Raw genomic sequence first — 20,678 nt, 5'->3', positions numbered from 1 at the left:
ATCTAACTCTCATCAGTTACACTTTCAATAGCTTCAATTATCTGTTCATAACCTGTACAGCGACAGAGATTTCCTTCAATTGCTGTTTTAATCTCTTCTCTATTAGGCTTAGGATTCTTATTTAACAAGGCTTTAGCAGACATTAACATTCCTGGAGTACAAAAACCACACTGTACTGCTTGATGATCAATAAAAGCTTGCTGTAAAGGATCAAGTTGCCCATCAACTTCTAATCCTTCAACTGTCAATATCTCACTACCATCTACCTGAGCTGTCAGAATCATACATGAATGAACTGCTTCTCCATCAAGAATTACTGTACAGGCACCACATTCACCAATATCACATCCCTCTTTAACCCCTATTAGATTCAATCGCTCTCTCAAGGTATCCAATAGGCGCTCTTCAGGTTCTATCAGTAAAGTTGATTTCTGTCCGTTTACTGTAAGAGTTACTTCAATGTTAGCCATTATTACTTACCTCCTTAATTATCTCCTGTAGGGCCCTTTGTGCTAAAGTAGAAATAGCTGGTTTTTTATAAGGAGTAGACCACCTTTTACCTGTAATTGCAACCATTTTTTGCTGGGTTAACTTACCTATTTCTTCTACATCAATTTCACTAATCTGCTTACCATCAATAGCCTCTTCTACTTTTGTAAACGACTGAGGATAAGGTGTAGCTGCCCCCGGAACTAGCTTAGTATCTACAAAAGCTTGGTTATTATCAATTTTAGTTACTAGAGCCAAATTCAACCTAGCAATAGCTACAGCTTTTCTTCTTCCTATCTTTTGAAAATTACCATATATTTTCTCATCAGCTACAGGAATTCTAATTTCAGTTAGTATCTCATCTGCCTGAATACTAGTTCTATAAGGACCAGTTACAAAGTCACTTAAAGGTATAACTCTTTTTTCTTCTGTAGATCGTAAAACCACCTCAGACTGTAAAGCTATTAAAGGAGGTAATAAATCAGCTGCTGGAGAAGCATTAACAATATTCCCCCCCACAGTAGCCCGATTTCTAATCTGAGTAGAACCTATAGTACTAGCTGCTGTTGCTAATAGAGGATAATTCTTCTGAATAATTGGACTCTCAACTAGATCAGAATGAGTAATCAAAGATCCAAGTGTAATATAGTCTTCGGCTTTCGTTATCTTTTCTAATCCTTCAACATTGGAAATATCCAATACATAATCTAACTTTGCATTATCAAAATCTTGCTGGTGCATATTAACCAAAACATCTGTACCACCAGCAATTATCTCTACCTTTTTATATTCCTCTAAATAACTTAAGACCTCTGTTAATTTGTTTGTAGTCAAGAAATCATAATCTAGCATTATTAACTCCCCCCCTTACTCAAAGAACGACCAATCAATACCCGTTCTAGATTGAGTGGTAAGTCTCTGATCCGCTCACCTGTCGCCTGAGCAACAGCATTAGTAATTGCAGCACTACCTAATTCAAGAGTTGGTTCTCCAATAGATTTTGCTCCATAGGGGCCATTAGGATCGGGATTTTCTACGATAATAGGCGTAATATCTGGCATATCTTTAGCAGTTGGAATTAAATAATCATCAAAATTAGTGGTTTTAATATAACCATTCTCAGTTTCTAAATCTTCCATAATACAATGCCCCATAGCCATTACAACACCACCATAAATTTGGCCCTTTACATTAGCTGGATTAATCGCCTTACCTACATCATGAGCAGCTGCCATATTCAGGACATCAACTTGACCCGTTCCAGTATCAACCTCTACTTCTGCTATCTGACAACCATACACATAAGTGAAGTAGGGTTTACCTTGGCCCGTCTCTTCATCCCAGCTAATATCTGGACTTTGGTACCAACCATAAGCTGATAAAAAGACCCCTTGACTATAGGCTTGATTAACAATTTCTTTAAAAGAAACTATCTGTTCACCAGTAGTAGTAAATAGATGATTATCCTGTAGAACGATTTCTTCTTGCTCAAGGTCATATTCTTTAGCTGCAAACTCTTTAATTATCTTCTTTAGCTTTCCTGCAGCATCCTTAACTGCATTACCACCAACTAACGTACTACGAGAGGCAACTGTAGAACCACTTTCAGGGGCTATAGAAGTATCAACTTCCATATAATTAATATTTTCCAGATTAATTCCTAACTCTTCAGCTGCTATCTGAGAAAAGACTGTCTTTAAACCTTGACCATTTTCCGCTAATCCTCCATGAATAATCAGACTCCCATCTTTTTGGATAGATACTATTGCACCAGCAGCATCAACCCCCTCAGCTCCTAGACTAACACCTCGAAAACTGATTGACATACCAATACCTCGCTGTTTATCACCAGGTTGATCTTGGCTATATTTATCATATTTTTCTTGATAATTAATAGCATCCATAGCTTCAGACATTACTTGATTTAAACTTACCTCATGATCATCTAGCTTTTGACTACTGGCAGTCACTGAACCATTTTGATACATATTCTTTTTCCGTAATTCCTCAGAAGTCATCTCTAATTCGTGGGCCAACTCATCCATCAGTGATTCTTGGGCAAAAATAGTTGGTGGGGAACCATATCCACGCATAGCTCCTGTATAAACATTATTAGTATAAAAACCATAGGTATCTGTTTTCACATTGGGAATCTCATAAGGACCTGTGGCTTGCACTACTGACCTCCAAGTAACAAAAGGAGTCTGGCAGGCATAAGCTCCACTATCAGCTACTACTTCAATCTCCATAGCTAATAACTCACCATCTTCACTAGCTCCTACTTTATATTGCAAATAATAAGGATGCCGTTTATAACTTTCCAAGATAGATTTTTCTCGACTATTAACCATTTTTACTGGTCGATCAGTTGCTAAAGCTAAAACTGCAGCTCTAGCTGCCATAGAGGACATATTTTCATCTTTTCCTCCAAAAGCTCCTCCCATATTATTCTGAGTTACTCGCACATTATTTAAATCAGTCTCTAATACTGAAGCAACAGCATCACGAGTAGCGTAAGGATTTTGGATAGAACCATAAATACTTACTAGACAATTTTTATCCTTAGGTACTACAGCTATAGATTCAGGTTCAATATAACTATGCTCGATAAACTGAGTAGTATATTCCCGTTCTAAGACTACATCTGCCTGAGCAAACCCCTCTTCTACATCTCCTTTACGTAAGGGATGATGGACCACTTGATTATTATCTAGTTGGGCATGAATTGACTTAGCATCTGCTTTTCTCGCTTCTAATGGATTATAGACTCCTTCTAATTCTTTATATTCTACTTCAATCAACTCAATAGCCTTTTCAGCAATCTGCTTAGTTTCAGCAGCAACAAGAGCAATTCCATCACCAATATACATAGTCTTTTCCTTGGCTAGAACCTGTTGATTTTGAATAATAACACCAAATTCATTATTGGGGATATCATCTGCTGTCAATACTACTTCAACACCAGACAACTCTCTAGCTGGTTCTATATTAATACTTAAAATCTCTGCATGAGGATAATCAGATCTAAGCACTTTAGCATATAACATATTATGAAACTTATAATCAGCCCCAAATTTAGCCTTACCTGTTACCTTCTCATAGGCATCTACTCTCTTAGCAGATTTATTAACTTGCTTATTTCCCATTCTTGCACCTCCATAATTTAGTCTGTTATTGAGTAGTATTATTCTTAGGTAGAATCAAATTAAGCCCAAAAGCAAATATTGCTCCAACTGCTACTCCAGATGATACTAAAGTAGATAACCAATTAGGAAGCTGTTCTACAACTTCAGGCTTCATTGTAACTCCTAATCCAAAACTTAAAGCAATAGCTAGAATAAATAACTTTCGATCTGTTAAACCATTTTTAACAGCTATTTTAATCCCTGAGGTAGCAACCATCCCAAATAAAGCAACTGTGGCTCCTCCTAATACAGGGGCAGGCATAACAGAAATAATAGCTCCAAACTTAGGCAATAAACCAAGTAAAATAAGAAATCCCGATACTACAACTCCTACTACTCTACTACCTACCTTAGTAAATTGAATCACACCGGTATTTTGACTAAAAGTACTATTGGGCAATGAATTAAAAATAGCCGCCAAAGCACTGCCACAAGCATCAGCCAATAGTCCTCCACTTAAACGCTTAGCATGAAGTTCACCTTCAATAGGTTCATCAGAAATACTAGCAATAGCAGTTAAATCACCTACTGTCTCAATACTAGTAACTAAATAAGCAAGAACAAAAGGCAATAGATGACCCCAATCAAAAGCTATTCCATATTTCAAAGGAACAGGAATAGTAAACCAACCCGCTTCCATTACCGGACCAAAATCAATCAACCCTAGAAAAATAGATACTATATAACCAGCAATCATCCCAATAGCAATCGCCCCGGCTTTAATCAATCCTCCCCCAAACCGATTACAAATAATAACGATACTCAGCACAAAAAAGCCTAACATTAAATTCTGGGGACTGCCAAAATTTTCAGCTCCCTGGCCACCAGCAAAATCAGTAATTCCTACTTCTACAAGGCTAAGACCAATCATCATCACTACTGTCCCAGAAACTACAGGTGTAAAATATTTTTTTACTTGTTTAATAAACCTGCTTACAATTATCTCTGATACAGATGCAACTAAGGACATACCTAAAATCAAAGGTAAACCACCTGCATTACCAGCAGCAATAGCCATAGGTACAAAGGTGAAACTGGTTCCTTGGACTCCTAACAGTCCAGAACCAATTGGCCCTAACTTGGTACATTGCACATAAGTAGTAATCCCTGATACTATCAATGTCATATTCACAATAAAACTAGTTTCGATGGCATTAAAACCCACTACTCCACAAATGATTAATGGAGGAGTGATAATTCCTACAAACATAGCCAACATATGCTGAAACCCAAGTAACAATCTCTCTCCTAAAGGTGGCTTATCCTCCAATTTATAAATCGGATCTGAATTAACAGTCTGATCCTCTAAGTTAGGTTCCATAATTTCTAACACCACCTATCTCTATTTTAAATAAAATCTGGATACAGAGCATAAAATTCAGCTGCTTTAAGTAAATGATCTACTGGGACTTGATCATTTACTGTATGAGCATATATCTCATTAGCAGGACCAAAACCAATACAAGGAATACCACACCGACCCATAATAGAAACTCCATTAGTACTAAAAGTCCATTTATCAACAGTTGGCTCTTCTTGAAATAAATCTTTATAGGCACCCACAGCTCCTTGAATATACTCATGATCTTCTTCTAATACCCAAGTAGGATAGTACTTTTCGGTTTCATATACTAACCCAGTATAACTTGGCGTATTATAATTTAAAATCTCCACCTTAGCATCTACTCCTACTTCTTCGATTACTTCTTCTACCTGGCTTACTGCTAATTCTTTATCCTCACCAGCAGTCAACCGCCGATCAAGATGGATAGTAGATTTATCAGGTACAGCGCATAAACTAGGAGTATTATTATAAATATGAGTTACAGTTATAGTACCTTTCCCTAGAAATTCATCCTCTTTTAATCTTTCATTCAGTCTTTCAATCCCTGATATAATTGGAGCAATATTATAAAGTGAATTTTCCCCTCGATGCGGAGCACTACCATGGCAAGATACTCCTTCAGTTGTTACTTCCATCTCCATTCTACCTCTATGACCTCGATAAATATTTAAATTAGTTGGTTCAGTTACAACAACCATTTCGGGGTTTAGATTATCTTCATTAATAATATACTGCCAACAAAGCCCATCACAATCTTCCTCTTGAATACTACCTACAAAATATAAACTAAATTCTTGATGCAGATTCAGATCCTTTATCACTTTACCAGCATAAACCATACTAACCATAGCAGCCTCTTGGTCAGTAGCTCCTCGACCATAAATTATGCCCTCTTCCAATTTACCTGCAAAAGGATCCCACTCCCATTCCTCAGGATCTCCAACACCTACAGTATCAATATGAGCATCATAAGCAATTACTCTATCACCATTACCTATCCTCCCAAGAATATTGCCCATAGGATCAATGGTGATCTCATCAAAACCTACTTTCTCCATCTCTTCTTTAACTCGTTGAACAACCTTTTCTTCCTGGCAACTTTCACTAGGAATTTTAATTATATCCTGCATAAACTCCACCATCTCAGTCCGATACTTACCTATTTCGTTCTTAATCTCTTTAACCACTTTAGATCTTTCCACTAGCTATTACCTCCTTTTAATTTATAAATTAATCTAAAATTATTAAATTAGCTTATCTAAACTAACCTAATCATTTTAACCTTTTCCGCCCATAGTTACAGCCATCACTGATTTAGCAGTATGCAATCTATTTTCTGCTTCATCATAGACAATAGAATGAGAACCATCTATTACAGAATCTACTACCTCATTTCCTCTATCAGCAGGCAAAGCATGCATATAACTTACATCATCTTTGGCTAGTTCCATCATTTCTTCTGTGCATTTCCAATCTTTATTAGCTTCTAATAAATTTCCTCCACCATCTGGATGATTAACCCAGCTACCCCAATTTTTAGGGATCACAACATCAGCATTCTGGTAAGCTTCTTCCATATTATTAGTAACTTCAAACGAACCACCATGCTGCTTAGCATTTTTTTCAGCCTGCTCAAGTACCCAATCAGGTAACTCAAATCCTTCTGGATGAGCCACAGTTACATTCATAGCATAACGAGGGAATAATAAAGCTTGGGTAACTGGTACAGAAATAGGCTTCTTATGACTAGTAGCATAAGCCCAAATAATAGAGACATTAAGTTCTTCAGTAATATTTTTCTTCTCTTGAATAGTCATCAAATCAGCTAATCCCTGCATAGGATGATATAAGTTACACTGTAAATTCATAATCGGTACTGGAGCATGCTTAGCCAAGCTTCTTAAGTATTCATTACCATGTCCTTCTTCCCAAAAGCAATTCCGACAAGCAATTGCATGACCAAAACTACCTAAAATAACACCTGTATCCTTAGCAACCTCACCATGACTGACCTGCATAGTACTAGTATCTAAGAAATTAGCATGACCTCCTAGCTGAGCCAATCCAGCTTCCATAGAATTTCTAGTTCTAGTTGATTCTTCGAAGAACATTAACATTGCAGTTTTGTTCTGTAAATATGGAGTATCAATTCCCATAGCAAATTTGCGTTTTAAATCAAAAGATACATCTAATAATGTATCAACCTCTTCTTTACTCCAATCTTGTAAAGAAATAAAGTCTTTCCCTCGCAATACTGTCTGCATCTTCTATCTCCTCCTTGAAAATTTTATTAGAGACTTAATCAAGTACTAAACTATCTTTACCGCCCCAGATTATTCTTCGATAATTAATAGGGTCCGTAGCTCCTTCCGTATTAAATAACAGAATAACTGAGTCTCGGTTTAAACCTAGTTCTTTTCGTAGTCCATCTAACTTAGATTCATCCCTTAATAATGAAAGTAACCCTAGACCTACAGCTCCAGATTCTCCAGCCACTATTCGTTGATCAGTACCTAATGGATTAGCTAACATTCGCATCCCAGTAGCAGCAATATTATCAGCACATTTAATATACATCTTACTGAAATCTCTTAAAATTTCCCAGGCTATAGGATTAGGTTCTCCACAAGCTAAACCTGCCATATCAGTCTCTAGTTCACTATTTACATTATGGGCTCTACCATCACCGATAGAGGCTGATTCGAAAACACAAGCTGCATCATTCGGCTCAATAATAGTAGTTATTGGCGGTTTCCCATTATAATAATTAGCATAATAACCAAGAACTGACCCTGCCATTGATCCAACACCGGCTTGCAAAAAAAGATGGGTTGGTTTATCAATACCATCTAATTCCATTTGAAGTAATGCTTCAGCTGCCATAGTAGTATAACCTTGCATAATCCAACTTGGAATTTCTTCATAACCTTCCCAAGCTGTATCCTGTACAATCAGCCAATCTTCTTTTTTAGACTGATCAATTGCATAACTAACTGTTTTATCATAATTCATATCAGTAACAACTGCTTTTGCTCCAGCTTCTCTAATAGCTTCAACTCTTCTCTGAGCTGAACCTTTAGGTAAGTAAACAATAGCTTTATACCCTAACTGACTAGCAGCCCAAGCTACCCCTCTACCATGATTTCCATCAGTAGCAGTAACAAAAGTTACATCACCGATTTCTTCTTTAACAGCTGGGGATTTTAGATAATCAAAATCAATTTCATTAATTTCTACACCTAACTCTTGGCAAAGTAACCTAGCAATAGCATAAGCCCCACCTAATACTTTAAAGGCATCTAAACCAAAACGATAGGACTCATCTTTAACATAAATCTGCTGTACATTTAACTTATCTGCCAAATTATCTAAACTGATTAAAGGAGTAGCTTTATAATCAGCAAAAGTAGAATGAAATTTTTTAACTTGTGTTACCTGTTCTTGATTCAAAAAATCTGGTGGTACCCCTTCTAAATTATCATTTGTAAGAACCTGCATCTCCACTGGATCCTTAACTGTCAGCATAATATTCCCTCCTTCTATATCTATTGCAGATATTTACTCTTCTTACATTATTATTATTTTGTAAAGATTAAAAATATTCAAGTTTACTTAAATTTTTTGAAGTTTTTTTACAGCAAAATTAAGCTTACTTTGCTAATTAATCTAACATATTTTTCTGAGTACTAAAATAATTTTTTGTTCAAAAAATAAAAGAGCCAACTTTTCTATCTCTAGATTGGAATAGCAAAATTATTTACAGATTAGAAGGATTAAAGTCTTATTTAGAAATTTCTCTATTACTGTATATTTATACAATATAACTACCAATAAATATTTTGTCGCGGAATCCAATCTCTGCTTATCCCCTATCAAATATACAATTGTTATATAATCACTAACTACAGAGAATATTATCTCTATATGCATAGTTTAGTTCACAATCACAAATAATAAGAAGTGCAAATTTAATTAATAAAAAGGAGGCAAATAAATGGCTAAAGGTATGGAAACACATATGGATAGATACCAACAATGTATCGATATCTGCAATAAGTGTATGACTGAGTGTGAATTCTGTTTGGATGCCTGTCTTCATCAGGCAGATGTAGACAAAAGAGTGGAGTGTATGGAATTACTAAAAGATTGTATTGAAATCTGTTCTCTAGCTGCTAAGTATATGTCAGGGAATAGTAAATATGCTGTAGAGATTTGCAAATTATGCGCCCAAATCTGTGATGATTGTGCTGCTGAATGTGAAAAATTTGCAGATGATCACTGTCAAAATTGTGCAGAAATTTGCCGTCAATGTGCTGACGAATGCCGAAAAATGGTACAAAATGCTTAACCAATAACAAAATTACATATTAAAAGCAGGTGCTAATTAGCACCTGCTTTATTCTTTAAACTATATTATTTAGCAACAACATCTACTGGCATTCTAATTCTATAGTTAGCAATCTGAGAAATTAAAATGCTCAGCTCAGTATTATCTATGGTTCCAGTCAGTTTATCTGCTTGTTGACCAGTAGCCATTACTGGTACCGCTGCCGCAGTATGAGCATTAGTAGTCCAATCTACCAAGGCTTTATTACTTAAGATCTTTCCAATTGTGTTCCCTGGTTCATAAGCACCTTTAGCCTGCTTAATCTTTTTAACTTCTTCTTTAGTTAAACTAACATCAGCATACTTGTTAATTACTTTTCTTACATTAGATCGTTTATCGTTTATTTTACCTACCATATAGCTAGCTGTCTTAGAGATTCCATTAATTACTTCCGGTTTGATCTCATAATCCCCATTGCTCAGTCCTAAACCACCTGTTTCATGGTCTGCAGTTACAACTAGTAAAGTATCAGGATTATCTTCTACAAACTCCATTGCTTTCTTAACTGCTTTATCAAAAGCTAATAAGTCATTTACCATTCCAGCTACATCTGTACCATGAGCAGCATGATCAATTCTACCTCCTTCTACCATTAAAAAGAAACCTTCCTGATCATTTTTTAATTTATCAAGTGCTACTCCAGTCATTCCTGCAATACTAGGTTCTGTTGCTTGATTTCGATTTAACTCATAACTCATGTGACTATCAGTAACCAAGTGTTTTTCCAGCATCTTTAGTTTTATTTCGTAATTCATATCGATTATCTACTACTTCATAACCCATATCTTCAGCTTTAGCTAACAAGTTAACTCCATCCGTTCTTGCTCCATCTTCAGATTCAGGTAGAAAATGCCTCTTTCCTCCTCCCAATAAAACATCAACTTTGTGGTTTAATATTTGCTTAGCAATTTCATTTTCTTTATCTCGATCTTTAATATGGGATACAAAAGTTGCTGGAGTAGCATGAGTTAACCGCGTAGTACTTACTAATCCAGTTTCTTTCCCTTGTCTTTGCGCAGCTTCTAATAGAGTTTGCGGCTTAAATCCATTTGGCAACATGCTGATCCAACCATTATTAGTTTTATAACTAGTAGCTAAAGCAGTACCAGCTGCTGCAGAATCAGTTACATAAGAATTAGCAGAATGAGTAGTCATAAATCCAGTAGATTCTAACTTATCCATGTTAAGTTCCTGGCCATTACAATATCGAGCTATTGACATCTGATCAATTCCCATCCCGTCACCAACCATCAAAATCACATTATCAACTTGAGCTTGCACCATACCCCAAATTGTAAAAGCCATCAGCAAAGTTAAAACAGCGACAACTCCATATTTCTTAAAATTCATAATTTAACCCTCCTATGACAATTAGGCATTAGACTTCTGACATATGTCAGAAGTCTAATGCCTAATAAATTAAACAACTTAAAAAATAATCCCTGCAATAAATTCAATAAAATGTAATTTTAGTACATAGCTCTCCCGATTAACTTTCTTAAAACTACCACAAAAAATAAAAACGCACCCTTCAAAGGATGCAGACTAAAATTTACTTTTTATATCTACCACTCTAAATATTTTAATTCACAATTCTATTCTTATTATTGGCAAATTACTTCAGATAATCATCCACCAATTTATTAGACATCCAGTTAAGTTGTATAATAAAAACAATAAAGATGCTAAAATTTGCTTAAACAGCATAGTATTAGATCTTCAATGAGTCGTAAAGGTGACTTCTGAGACAATGCAGTTGCTGAAAGTTTCTTTAGTACTTTAAAGACTGAGTTAGTTTATCATAAACAATATTTAACTAGAAAGCAAGCGATGTTTTGTAACTGATAGTTGGTTAACGAGAAGATGTGAAGAAGTGATGCCTTTCAGTCTCCTACTTAATGGAGGATGTTTTATAACCGCGCGAGATCAACAATAGTAACCCTATGATTTCAGGGGTTTAGAGTGTTTCCCTATTCTTAACTAGCACCTAAATTTTCGCAAACCAAATCTTGCACAAAACCCATAAGGGTTTGCGAAAATATTTTTAGATGACTAATATTTTAATTCTATTATTTTGATTCAATTCCTGCTTTATCAACTAATTTTTTAATCTCTTTTATATTAATGACATTTATCATAATAAGGACAAGTCTGATAACAATTTTGGGCTACTTCTGGTTCAATTTCTTCACTAACCATTCTTATTTTCTCATCTCTTTCTTCAATAAACCACTGTCTTAATTGATCATCAATAATCTCAAATTCTTTGTTAACTACTATTCTATCTTCTTTAAATTCGGGATATACTAGACAGCCTACTGATACTGGATAAGAATAGATAGACTCCATCACCAAATAATATCCAGTAATTGTTAACTTATGAAAATCTTTAGATTGACCAAACTTTAAATCTAAAATCCTTGGTTCACAATAGTTGCAAGCATCAGCACTTAAATAAGAACTAAGTCCGTTTCAATCCTTGTTGTAGTGGATGTTGTACTGTGATCCGTTATTAAGAACAGATCCCCGGCATATCAAAGGTCAGCAGCATTTTCTTTGCCGCAAGTTAAAGTTGGTTGCCAAAAAAATAAAATCTGCTATAATCCCTATTAATTCAATTAATCATCCGCAATTAATCTATTTTTTAAGTTTTCCCCTCTTACTGTATATTTATACAAAATAACACCTAAAAATTATCTATATTAATATTCAAATTAAGGCTAAGATCTAAGACCAAAAAATCTATTTCGATTATCAAAAAATCCTTTAGCTTTATTCTTAGCGTCACAAGTTTATTATTTTTAATCTAACCGAGAATTATTCATACTCCCAGCCAAATCAACTATAACCCTTCCTGACTCATCTCGCTTAAATGACTTACCTAACTTTTATTCAATTTGTAAAGTTTAATAATCAGATAACAAAAAATAAAAAACCGAGACATCTTCAGTCAGAAGCTGCCTCGGCTAATATATAAACTTAAGATTCAAGTCCTAAGATTTTCTTATTTAATACTTTCCCGATTAAAAATACACCAATTAAATAAACTGATATAGCTTCTCCTGCACCAACATATAAAGTAGTCATCCAGTAAGGCACTTCTAGAGTATAATATAAAATTAAAGCTACCCCGAAAGCATTGATTATTACTGGCGGAATCCCTGCTAGCCAAATATTTTTAGATCTTGCCGTTAGCAATCCCGCAATTAAAGTTAATAAACTACCAAATACAATATCAATCATTCCTAAACCACCAATGAAATTAGCAATCATACATCCTATCCAGAGAGCCACAGCAGCCCAAGATCCCAAAAAGAATGGCAGAATAGTCAACCCTTCGGAAATTCTAACTTGGATTGGCCCATAGGATATGGGAGAAAAAACAACTGTAATTACTACGTATAAAGCAGCAATGATTCCCATTTTAGTTAATTTATTAGTCTGTATCATCTATCTCAACTCCTTATTAATTGCTTATAGCTTAAATTTGCTATTAAAGGTATTATATATTAAAATGTTACTATAGTTAGCAAAAACCATAATATGGAGGAAAAACTATGATCAAATCAGCTTCTTTAGACGATGAATTTTTTATTGCATTAACTCTTAATCAACAACAATTACAAACAGCACTTAATTTACAAAAGATAGTGGCTGAATATTATAATCTATACCAGGATAATCTCTATCCTGAATTACATATCACTTTAGATAGAATAAAAAAAGAAAAAGTAAAACCAGCTAAAAAAATTCTACAAAAAATTGCTCATACTACTAACAAAATTACTATTGAAATTAATAATCTTAAATGTCTTCAACAACATGATAAATTCTTAACTCTAGAGGTAGAAGAAACTCCTTCACTAATTAACTTAGCCACTAAAATTCATAATAAATTAGCAACGGCTAATATCTCCACTATTACTAACTACAGTGATTGGCAATTTCATATCACATTAATCAGCAACCATTTTACTGATAATCCGATTCCTGAACCAGACTTAACCGCTTTATGTCTTAACCTAGATGGAGCCAAACAACAACTATCTACTACAGCTGATAAAATAGAAATCTGGCGTCCTACACTAGAACCTACTGCCAAAACGGTAGCTTCCTTTAATATATAATAGGTAATGGGGATAATCCCCATTACCTATTTACTAAATTATAGATCAATTTTTTCTATTAATTGCTCAGTAACCTCTGTTAGTTTATCTTCTTCTGGTACATACTGTAATTTGATCTGATCAATTAATTCAAAATTACACTCATCTTCTAATACTTCTGCTACTTGGCCAACGCTTTGACCACCCCAACCATAGGAACCAAAAGCTAATCCAGTTCTATCTTTAGGGGCCAACCCTTTTAAATAAGTTAGGAAAGAAGCAACAGAAGGTAACAGATTATTATTTAAAGTAGGTGACCCAACACAAATATATTCAGCTGTCAATACATCTGTCATAATATCTGAAATATGATTAGTATCTAGATTCTTCATTATAGTATTAACTCCTGCTTCTGTAAAGGCATCTTGGACAGCATAAGCTATCTTTTCCGTTGAGCCCCACATACTATCATAAACAATAACTGCTTGTTCATCAGTCTCATTAGCTGACCACTTTTGATACTTACTAATAATCTCTGGAATATTCTCTCTCCAAATAATACCATGAGACGGAGCAATTAAATCAATATCTAAGTCAGCTACTGCCTCTAAAGTACTCTGTACCTGTGCTCCATAAGGAAGTACAATATTAGCATAATACTTACTAGCCTCTTCAATAGCAATATCAAAAGGTATTTGGTCATCAAATCGCTCTGAAGAAGCATAATGTTGCCCAAAAGCATCATTAGAAAATAATATCTCCTCTTGTGGTAGATAAGCTACCATATTATCAGGCCAGTGAACCATTGGGGTTAAGACAAAGTTTAAACTCTTAGCTCCTAGATCTAACTCTTGGCCTGGAGTAGCAACTTGGAAATCCCAATCTCCTTGATAATGCTTCTCTAATCCTTCTTTTCCTTTCGGTGAAGTAACTACTGTCGCATCAGGAGCTACCTCTAGTAACTTAGGAATACCACCAGAATGATCCATCTCTACATGATTAGAAACCACATAATCAATTTCGGCTGGATCAATCACCTCAGAAATCCGATCTATCATTTCCTCATATAAATAATGCTTTACTGTATCAACTAGTGTTACTTCTTCATCAATAATCAGATAAGCATTATATGTAGAACCTCTTTGTGTCGAATAACCATGGAAATTTCTTAAATCCCAATCAATTCCTCCTACCCAATATACATCTTCAGTCAATTTTACTGGTTTCATTACTGTAACCTCCTTGAAGAATATAAAATTACCCACTTATTAAAATTCAATAAAATAATAATAATTCCTGCTTACAAAATAATTTTTATTTTATTCCTAGTGAAACCAACATTCCTTCCACTAACTGGAGGGCATAATCAGCGGTGCTACCTAAACTTACTTCTAATTATTCTTCCCTACTACAGCATATTGGCCAGGATTTAAATTAACCTCTTTAACCACTTCTAAACCTAACTTCTCTAATAAAGTGGTTACCTCTTGAGAGCTAATTCTATGCTCTATAGTTGGCCCTGCTTTAGTTTCTTGTTTCTTCCATTCAATAATTGCTAATCTACCATTACCATTTAAGTTTTCTAAATAATTTCGTAAAAATTCTTCCTTCTTCTCTACCTCATGTAGTACATTAGCAACTAACATAAAATCAACTAGATCATCACCAAGATGGGCTGAATACTCTTCTCCTGTAACTAATTCAATATTTTCTAGTCCCTCTTGGTGGGCTCTTTTATGTAGAGCAGTTAACATCTCCTCTACAATATCAATAGCATATACTTTACCACTAGCACCTACTATTTCAGCTGCTGGTAGAGAGAAAAAACCTACCCCACAACCTATATCAGCTACTCTATCTCCAGGTTGTAAGGATAAGCGTTGTAAAATTGCTTTAGGTGGTAATTTCTGATATCTTTCTTCACTTAGTAATTTATCCTTCTTTTGCGGGTTGAATTTATGGGTCATCTTACTACCTCCTTGAAATTAAAGTTATTTATAACTTTAATTAGGATTATAGTAATTTTAACATAATCTTGGTTAATATTTCAAATTAATCTTCAGGAATACACAACACTTGACCAATTAATAAAGCATCTGGATTCACGTCTGGATTAGCTTCTTTTAAGTCAGCTACTGTAGTACCAAATTCATTAGCAATAGAATAAAAACTATCTCCTGGTTCTACCTCATACTGAAAAGTTCCAGCTGGACAATCCACTGGTGGAGTAGCTAACGGAATACAAATCACCTGACCCACCTGCAGATTATTAGGATTAACAGCTGGATTAGCTTCTTTTAAATCATCTACAGAGATATTAAATCGCTGGGCTAGCTTATAAAAAGTATCCTGTTCTTGAATCCGATAGTAATTCCCTTCGGGACAAGAAGGAAACTGTTCCTGTTGAGGGATACATAACTGTTGACCAATCTGTAAATTATCAGGATCGATTGGAGAATTAGCCGAGATAATCGCTGCTACTGTAGTATCAAATCGTTCTGCCAATCCATAAATAGTATCTCCAGATTTAACAGTATAAGATTCAGTCCCGGGCGGACAATCACGAGTATCATCTACCATCTAATCACCCCTTCTAGTAAAGATATATTAAACTAACTAGAAAATATGCTACTATTTTTACATAATCTTTTCTTTATACTGCTCAATCACTCTAATATCTTCCGCAGTTAAATTATATAACTCATACACTAACTGATTAATCTGCTCTTCAATTTGACTTATCTCCTGCTTGTGATCAGCTATTTCAGTCTGAATCTTACTCCACTTCTTAACTAATTGCTCCCTTGTCGTTTTCTTATAAGCAGGAACCTTGAGTTGACTAATCCGGTCTGCTAAACCTCCTGTCAACTGTTGATTAATAGTTTTTAAATCTTCTGGACTTAAACTCTCTAACTGATACTTAATATAGTTAGCTGTTAAAGCAGAAGCAACTTTAAACTCTAAAACCTGATACCAACCAGTATCAGCCCGAGCACTATAGACAATACCAGAGCAATCTCGCACTTCTACCTGCAACTGACGAACTTTATAAGCTTGGCCCTGGTAGATAGTAGTTAATTGCTGACTTAGATCCTGCAAAGCAACTTCTTCTTCTCTAGTAGGCAGTAACTGAGACCAACTTTTCTTCTTTAACTCAGCTAAATCAGCTTGCAGACCAATTATCTGTTCCACTAGCCGAATGAATTCCTCTTGTTCAGACTGAGAACTGATTTTAATAGGGATCTCTGCTAAAGGGCCTTGGTATAACTCCAGTAAGTTGCCTTTTTTCTTACCCTTTCTATCCAACCAAACATAATACAGATCAGAATTTAATAAAGCTAGTAGATACTTAAGGTTAACATTTGCGTCAACTGCAGTAATAAAATAAACATCTGCGCTAGCATACCAGTCCTGTTCTGTATAAGCAAAGGTATTGCTTTTACTCCGCTGAGGAACAACTATTTTAGGGCCAGTAAACAACTGTTTACTTCTCGGCCACTGTAATTGCCACCACTTAATAGTAGCAGATTTAACCTCTCTTCTCTGCTTTAATAATGGTCGAAACTGCTCTAGATGAGGGCCAAAATCAGCTGGTAACTTTGGTAAATCATGATCTAAGTAAATTAGCCAGTTAGAATTATCCAAATTAGGTCGCCAAGAATCAATATCAGAGTTTTTAAACCATGGTTTAAGGTAGCGATTGTCAGTTGGATCCAGTGCTAAATCATTTATCTCTGCTTGATCTAAGATAAAGACTCCTTGGCCTGCCTCTAACTCTAAATCACACCGCTTAAGATGGCGCTTAGATACCCGATCACAACCAGTTACAATTCCTTGGTTAATAGTAGCTAACTTTCCTAATTGAGTTCCTTGCTGTCTGATTGTAGCTAGTAGCTCCTCTACCTTACCTGCTTCTAACTTAAGATAATTCTTCTCCCCTTCATATAATAACTGCTGAGAGACTTGATAGTAGTTAGTCTCTCTATCACAGCCAGCTAAGATATTAGCTACTGTTAAAGGACTAGCGATTCCTTGTCTGTAAGTAACAGCTGTCTGAGCTGGTATATCTCGTTGGCCCTTTCTAGCAATCGTAATCAAATTATGTTGGCCTCTAGCAGCCGGGAACAATTTTAAATTATTAAAATTAATTAACTGTTGAATACTACTTCTGTGCTGTAAATCTTCTCTTAACTTTTGAGCTCTAGTAGCCCGTAAGAAATAATTAGTCGTAATTAAAGCTAAATGACCTTGCTCCTTAACTAGATCAAGTCCTAAATGAAAGAAAAAATAAAACAGATCCATCTTACCAGTATAATACTGACCTAGTTTATACTTCTTTATCTTTCTAAATAACTTCTTATTCCCTTTCTCTCCTAAATAAGGAGGATTCCCAATTATTAGATCAAAACCAGACTGAAGAGTAAATACTTCGGGGAAATAAAATGAAAAAGAAAAACCGGCTCCAGTTAATTGGGCCAACTTATTATCTAGTTTAGCACCTAATTCATTTCGCAACTGAGCATCTGCCTGTTGATACTCCTCTTTTAACTCTTTAATCGGCTGTAAACTAGAGTTAAATAAATTATCCTCTGTAGTCAACAAGGAATTACCTGTTACATACTTATAGCGTAAATTAGAAAAAGGTTCTAGATTAGCCTGTTGCTCCTGGTCAGCTGCTAAGGATAACCATAATCTCAATTTAGTTATCTCTACAGCCTGCCTATCTAAATCAACTCCGTATAAAGCTTGTTTAATTGTCTCTAACTTCAGCTGATAAGTGGTCAACTCTTGGTTTAACTGACTTCTTAGTTGCACAATAGTCTGTAACATCCCAACTACAAAAGCTCCCGAGCCAACAGCAGGGTCACAAACTTTAATCTGGGCTAATTTATTATCTATCTTAGTTGCTTGCTTCTTTAAATCTTTGTCACTGCTACCTCTAAAAACTAAATTTCTTAGTCTACTATCTTTAATATCCAACTCCTCTGCTAAATAATTAACTACCCCTTCTTGGCACATATAATAGACAATCTTCTGCGGAGTATAAAAAACCCCTCGCTTCTTGCGACTAACTTCTTTAGAGAGATCTTCAAATAAGTCACCTAAAATCCGGGGCGTAACTGCTAGTTCCCTGTGCCACGGAAAATTCTCCTCTAAACTATAATTATATTTAGCCAAAGTAGTCAAGATTGTAAATAACAACTGATTATCAACTCTATAAGCAGCAAAGTCCTGCTGAGGAAAAAAATCATTAAAAATAGATGAACAATAAAAGGGCCAAGCTAACTCGTCATTAGCACTAGCTAAGTGATGGAGTTCTAATAGTGAATCAGCCAACCAATCCTTCTGTTCGATAAACTTAAGCACTAACAATTGTAAAAAAACTTCTTTAGCTGCTTGAAAAGAATCTTTGGCTCCAGTTTCTTCTAGCTGCTCAGCCAACCTACTAACTAAACTATTACAACTTCTAAAAAAATGATTACTTAACTTCTTCTGTTGAAAAGCTTGTTTAAACTCAGCTATACTAGGTTGTCGCTGATTGATTAAGCTCCCTATTTGCTCTCTAAACCAATAATCTTGGTTGTTAGTACCTAAAGAGTAATAATCTATCCGCGGTAGCGGAAAATCCAAATCAACCAAGGATAGCTTCCATTCTTGTCGGGAAGGATAAACAAAAACTACTAGTAACTGGGAAGCATAAAATTGATTTAAAAAATGATTAATCTGTTGGCCCGCATCTTGAGCCAGTCTAACCACTATAATTGGTAGTTGGTGCCCGTTTTGATCAGAATAAATGGCTTGTTGATGACAGCTTAAAATCTCTGGTCTATATAGTTGCGGAATCTCTAGTTGGTTACTTTTTTTCTTGATCCCTTGAGACCAAGAATTTAGTAATTGAAACAACTTATCAGTTGTAAAAGAACTACGATAAAGATCTGCTAAATCTACCTGTTTCATTAAATTACTCCTCCTCATCTCCTTCTTCATCGGAATCAGATATTCTTTCTAGCCCCTCTAAATTTAACCAAGAACTAGCTGCACCAAATTTAGTATCAACTACTACTCCTAAAGAAAAGGCAGCAATAACTAAATAAGCTAGGGCACCAAGAATTGGAATAGATTTAACTAACCACAGAGCAACCACCCCAAACAATAACTCCACTAGAATATTGACCTCTAGATTAGCAGTAGCTTTAATCCGTTGGCCCACTAATAAAGCAACTGCTACTGAACCAATAAATTGGATAATTAAAAAAGCCAATACGATCACTGGTACCAGCGGTAAACCTATAATTGATATAACAGATAATAAAATAAATACAGGCAACAATAAAAGACAAAGACTACCTATGCCTAACTTTTTAACAGGAGTTTCTGCTAAAGCAGCAGTCATTGTTTTCTCTCGTGTAGGAAATAAAGCAACTACTAATACAGCCAAACCATAAACTACAATTAATTTCAATATCTTAAACCCCCAACCTAACAAAATAAATGGGAGATCAAACTCCCAAGCAGTTTGAAAGCCATCTACTTCAACAACATCTCCTGCTATGTAAGTCTGAGGAGCTTGATCTATAGTCCCTAATAAAGATACTAAGTCTCCACCAATTGAATTATTAATCTCTATATCTCCTAAGACTGCTACTACATCCCCATTAACTTTTCCATCAATTTTAATATCTCCCAAGACAGCCACTACATCTTCTACAACTTCTTGCTCTTTCGAAACATGAATATCACCTAGCACTTTTACAATGCTACTATCTTGATCCACATTGATAGAAACCTCTGCAGCTGACGTAGCAGGTATTCCAAAACTAATGATTAATAATAAAACCATTATCAATATATACTTATTCTGCTCCATTAACTTCTCCCTCCTCAAATAAAATCTTACTTAAAACATCATTGTATATACTAGTGGTTTAAAAGTTTACACTTCACTAGATTATGATATGCAGCTTAAAGCCAAAAAACTATCCAACAGGCTTTTAATAATTATATACCTACTAACCATAAAAAACAAGATCCTCCTCAACCTCAAGTAGGACTTACAACTATTGATTCAAAAACCGGTCATATTAAAACAATAGTTGGAGGACGAGGAGAAGAAACTAAATATAATATGGAGTCTTAGCTAATCAAGGAATTAAAATAAATCCAAT

At 35.1% G+C, this 20,678-nt stretch carries 17 protein-coding genes and 2 pseudogenes; 3 read left to right on the top strand and 16 right to left on the bottom strand.

Annotated elements, in window-relative coordinates; translation table 11 throughout:
• Positions 1 to 2: 2 nt before the first annotated feature.
• The 7 genes from ACYQ3D_RS05405 to dpaL all read right to left on the bottom strand — a co-directional run bounded on the left by ACYQ3D_RS05405 (position 3) and on the right by dpaL (position 8,544).
• The gene (locus tag ACYQ3D_RS05405; protein WP_459836925.1) at positions 3 to 470 is read right to left on the bottom strand and encodes a (2Fe-2S)-binding protein; all 468 of its coding nucleotides are present in this window, start codon (positions 468 to 470) and stop codon (positions 3 to 5) included.
• Complete coding sequence (locus ACYQ3D_RS05400; protein ID WP_459836923.1) at positions 463 to 1,341, bottom strand: FAD binding domain-containing protein; 879 nt, start codon at positions 1,339 to 1,341, stop codon at positions 463 to 465. Before ACYQ3D_RS05400 ends, ACYQ3D_RS05405 begins: the two co-directional genes overlap by 8 nt.
• A 2-nt stretch (positions 1,342 to 1,343) precedes the next feature.
• On the bottom strand, positions 1,344 to 3,635 hold the full coding sequence (locus ACYQ3D_RS05395) for a xanthine dehydrogenase family protein molybdopterin-binding subunit (protein WP_459836921.1): 2,292 nt from the start codon (positions 3,633 to 3,635) through the stop codon (positions 1,344 to 1,346).
• A gap of 25 nt (positions 3,636 to 3,660) precedes the next feature.
• Entirely contained in the window at positions 3,661 to 4,995 is a 1,335-nt protein-coding gene (locus tag ACYQ3D_RS05390; RefSeq protein WP_459836919.1) for a uracil-xanthine permease family protein, read from the bottom strand.
• 26 nt (positions 4,996 to 5,021) lie between these two features.
• Entirely contained in the window at positions 5,022 to 6,221 is a 1,200-nt protein-coding gene (locus tag ACYQ3D_RS05385; RefSeq protein ID WP_459836918.1) for a YgeY family selenium metabolism-linked hydrolase, read from the bottom strand.
• A 75-nt stretch (positions 6,222 to 6,296) separates the two neighbouring features.
• The gene (locus ACYQ3D_RS05380) at positions 6,297 to 7,283 is read right to left on the bottom strand and encodes an ornithine carbamoyltransferase (protein ID WP_459836916.1); all 987 of its coding nucleotides are present in this window, start codon (positions 7,281 to 7,283) and stop codon (positions 6,297 to 6,299) included.
• Between the two features lie 34 nt (positions 7,284 to 7,317).
• Positions 7,318 to 8,544, bottom strand: a complete 1,227-nt coding sequence (gene dpaL / locus ACYQ3D_RS05375) for a diaminopropionate ammonia-lyase (RefSeq protein ID WP_459836914.1) — start codon at positions 8,542 to 8,544, stop codon at positions 7,318 to 7,320.
• Positions 8,545 to 9,013: 469 nt separating this feature from the next.
• On the opposite strand from dpaL, the gene ACYQ3D_RS05370 reads away from it, so the two are divergent.
• Complete coding sequence (locus ACYQ3D_RS05370; RefSeq protein ID WP_459836913.1) at positions 9,014 to 9,367, top strand: four-helix bundle copper-binding protein; 354 nt, start codon at positions 9,014 to 9,016, stop codon at positions 9,365 to 9,367.
• Positions 9,368 to 9,432: 65 nt separating this feature from the next.
• On the opposite strand, the gene ACYQ3D_RS05365 is transcribed toward ACYQ3D_RS05370, so the two are convergent.
• On the bottom strand, positions 9,433 to 10,161 hold the full coding sequence (locus ACYQ3D_RS05365) for an alkaline phosphatase (RefSeq protein WP_459836912.1): 729 nt from the start codon (positions 10,159 to 10,161) through the stop codon (positions 9,433 to 9,435).
• A complete protein-coding gene (locus ACYQ3D_RS05360) occupies positions 10,112 to 10,756 on the bottom strand; it encodes an alkaline phosphatase (protein WP_459836911.1) in 645 nt (214 codons plus the stop codon). The genes ACYQ3D_RS05365 and ACYQ3D_RS05360 overlap by 50 nt, the downstream gene beginning before the upstream one ends.
• A 345-nt stretch (positions 10,757 to 11,101) precedes the next feature.
• Between ACYQ3D_RS05360 and ACYQ3D_RS05355 the strand changes: the two are divergent.
• Positions 11,102 to 11,236 (top strand): annotated as a pseudogene (locus tag ACYQ3D_RS05355) (IS3 family transposase); the annotation flags it as partial.
• A gap of 291 nt (positions 11,237 to 11,527) precedes the next feature.
• On the opposite strand, the pseudogene cas4 reads toward ACYQ3D_RS05355, so the two are convergent.
• Positions 11,528 to 11,863 (bottom strand): annotated as a pseudogene (gene cas4 / locus ACYQ3D_RS05350) (CRISPR-associated protein Cas4); the annotation flags it as partial.
• A gap of 522 nt (positions 11,864 to 12,385) precedes the next feature.
• Positions 12,386 to 12,856 (bottom strand): QueT transporter family protein, encoded by a 471-nt coding sequence (locus ACYQ3D_RS05345; protein WP_459836910.1) that lies wholly within the window; start codon positions 12,854 to 12,856, stop codon positions 12,386 to 12,388.
• A gap of 107 nt (positions 12,857 to 12,963) precedes the next feature.
• Between ACYQ3D_RS05345 and ACYQ3D_RS05340 the strand changes: the two genes are divergently transcribed.
• Positions 12,964 to 13,533, top strand: a complete 570-nt coding sequence (locus ACYQ3D_RS05340; protein ID WP_459836909.1) for a 2'-5' RNA ligase family protein — start codon at positions 12,964 to 12,966, stop codon at positions 13,531 to 13,533.
• Between the two features lie 38 nt (positions 13,534 to 13,571).
• On the opposite strand, the gene ACYQ3D_RS05335 is transcribed toward ACYQ3D_RS05340, so the two are convergent.
• From ACYQ3D_RS05335 to ACYQ3D_RS05315, 5 genes are all read right to left on the bottom strand, one after another.
• The gene (locus ACYQ3D_RS05335; RefSeq protein WP_459836908.1) at positions 13,572 to 14,741 is read right to left on the bottom strand and encodes an FprA family A-type flavoprotein; all 1,170 of its coding nucleotides are present in this window, start codon (positions 14,739 to 14,741) and stop codon (positions 13,572 to 13,574) included.
• A 162-nt stretch (positions 14,742 to 14,903) separates the two neighbouring features.
• Entirely contained in the window at positions 14,904 to 15,479 is a 576-nt protein-coding gene (locus ACYQ3D_RS05330; protein WP_459836907.1) for a class I SAM-dependent methyltransferase, read from the bottom strand.
• Positions 15,480 to 15,564: 85 nt separating this feature from the next.
• Entirely contained in the window at positions 15,565 to 16,092 is a 528-nt protein-coding gene (locus tag ACYQ3D_RS05325; protein WP_459836906.1) for a LysM peptidoglycan-binding domain-containing protein, read from the bottom strand.
• A gap of 57 nt (positions 16,093 to 16,149) precedes the next feature.
• A complete protein-coding gene (locus tag ACYQ3D_RS05320) occupies positions 16,150 to 19,470 on the bottom strand; it encodes an Eco57I restriction-modification methylase domain-containing protein (RefSeq protein WP_459836905.1) in 3,321 nt (1,106 codons plus the stop codon).
• Positions 19,471 to 19,474: 4 nt separating this feature from the next.
• The gene (locus ACYQ3D_RS05315; protein ID WP_459836903.1) at positions 19,475 to 20,380 is read right to left on the bottom strand and encodes a DUF8173 domain-containing protein; all 906 of its coding nucleotides are present in this window, start codon (positions 20,378 to 20,380) and stop codon (positions 19,475 to 19,477) included.
• Positions 20,381 to 20,678: the final 298 nt, after the last annotated feature.

Source organism: Halanaerobaculum tunisiense, from assembly GCF_054657635.1.
The sequence above is the reverse complement of the archived record's forward strand: the minus strand, read 5'-3'. Positions and strand labels throughout refer to the sequence as shown.

What these genes read in the sequence shown, in the direction of transcription:
- ACYQ3D_RS05405 (WP_459836925.1), bottom strand. Translation starts at nt 470, where the DNA reads ATGGCTAACATTGAAGTAACTCTTACAGTAAACGGACAGAAATCAACT.
- ACYQ3D_RS05400 (WP_459836923.1), bottom strand. Translation starts at nt 1,341, where the DNA reads ATGCTAGATTATGATTTCTTGACTACAAACAAATTAACAGAGGTCTTA.
- ACYQ3D_RS05395 (WP_459836921.1), bottom strand. Translation starts at nt 3,635, where the DNA reads ATGGGAAATAAGCAAGTTAATAAATCTGCTAAGAGAGTAGATGCCTAT.
- ACYQ3D_RS05390 (WP_459836919.1), bottom strand. Translation starts at nt 4,995, where the DNA reads ATGGAACCTAACTTAGAGGATCAGACTGTTAATTCAGATCCGATTTAT.
- ACYQ3D_RS05380 (WP_459836916.1), bottom strand. Translation starts at nt 7,283, where the DNA reads ATGCAGACAGTATTGCGAGGGAAAGACTTTATTTCTTTACAAGATTGG.
- dpaL (WP_459836914.1), bottom strand. Translation starts at nt 8,544, where the DNA reads ATGCTGACAGTTAAGGATCCAGTGGAGATGCAGGTTCTTACAAATGAT.
- ACYQ3D_RS05370 (WP_459836913.1), top strand. Translation starts at nt 9,014, where the DNA reads ATGGCTAAAGGTATGGAAACACATATGGATAGATACCAACAATGTATC.
- ACYQ3D_RS05365 (WP_459836912.1), bottom strand. Translation starts at nt 10,161, where the DNA reads ATGAATTACGAAATAAAACTAAAGATGCTGGAAAAACACTTGGTTACT.
- ACYQ3D_RS05360 (WP_459836911.1), bottom strand. Translation starts at nt 10,756, where the DNA reads ATGAATTTTAAGAAATATGGAGTTGTCGCTGTTTTAACTTTGCTGATG.
- ACYQ3D_RS05345 (WP_459836910.1), bottom strand. Translation starts at nt 12,856, where the DNA reads ATGATACAGACTAATAAATTAACTAAAATGGGAATCATTGCTGCTTTA.
- ACYQ3D_RS05340 (WP_459836909.1), top strand. Translation starts at nt 12,964, where the DNA reads ATGATCAAATCAGCTTCTTTAGACGATGAATTTTTTATTGCATTAACT.
- ACYQ3D_RS05335 (WP_459836908.1), bottom strand. Translation starts at nt 14,741, where the DNA reads ATGAAACCAGTAAAATTGACTGAAGATGTATATTGGGTAGGAGGAATT.
- ACYQ3D_RS05330 (WP_459836907.1), bottom strand. Translation starts at nt 15,479, where the DNA reads ATGACCCATAAATTCAACCCGCAAAAGAAGGATAAATTACTAAGTGAA.
- ACYQ3D_RS05325 (WP_459836906.1), bottom strand. Translation starts at nt 16,092, where the DNA reads ATGGTAGATGATACTCGTGATTGTCCGCCCGGGACTGAATCTTATACT.
- ACYQ3D_RS05320 (WP_459836905.1), bottom strand. Translation starts at nt 19,470, where the DNA reads ATGAAACAGGTAGATTTAGCAGATCTTTATCGTAGTTCTTTTACAACT.
- ACYQ3D_RS05315 (WP_459836903.1), bottom strand. Translation starts at nt 20,380, where the DNA reads ATGGAGCAGAATAAGTATATATTGATAATGGTTTTATTATTAATCATT.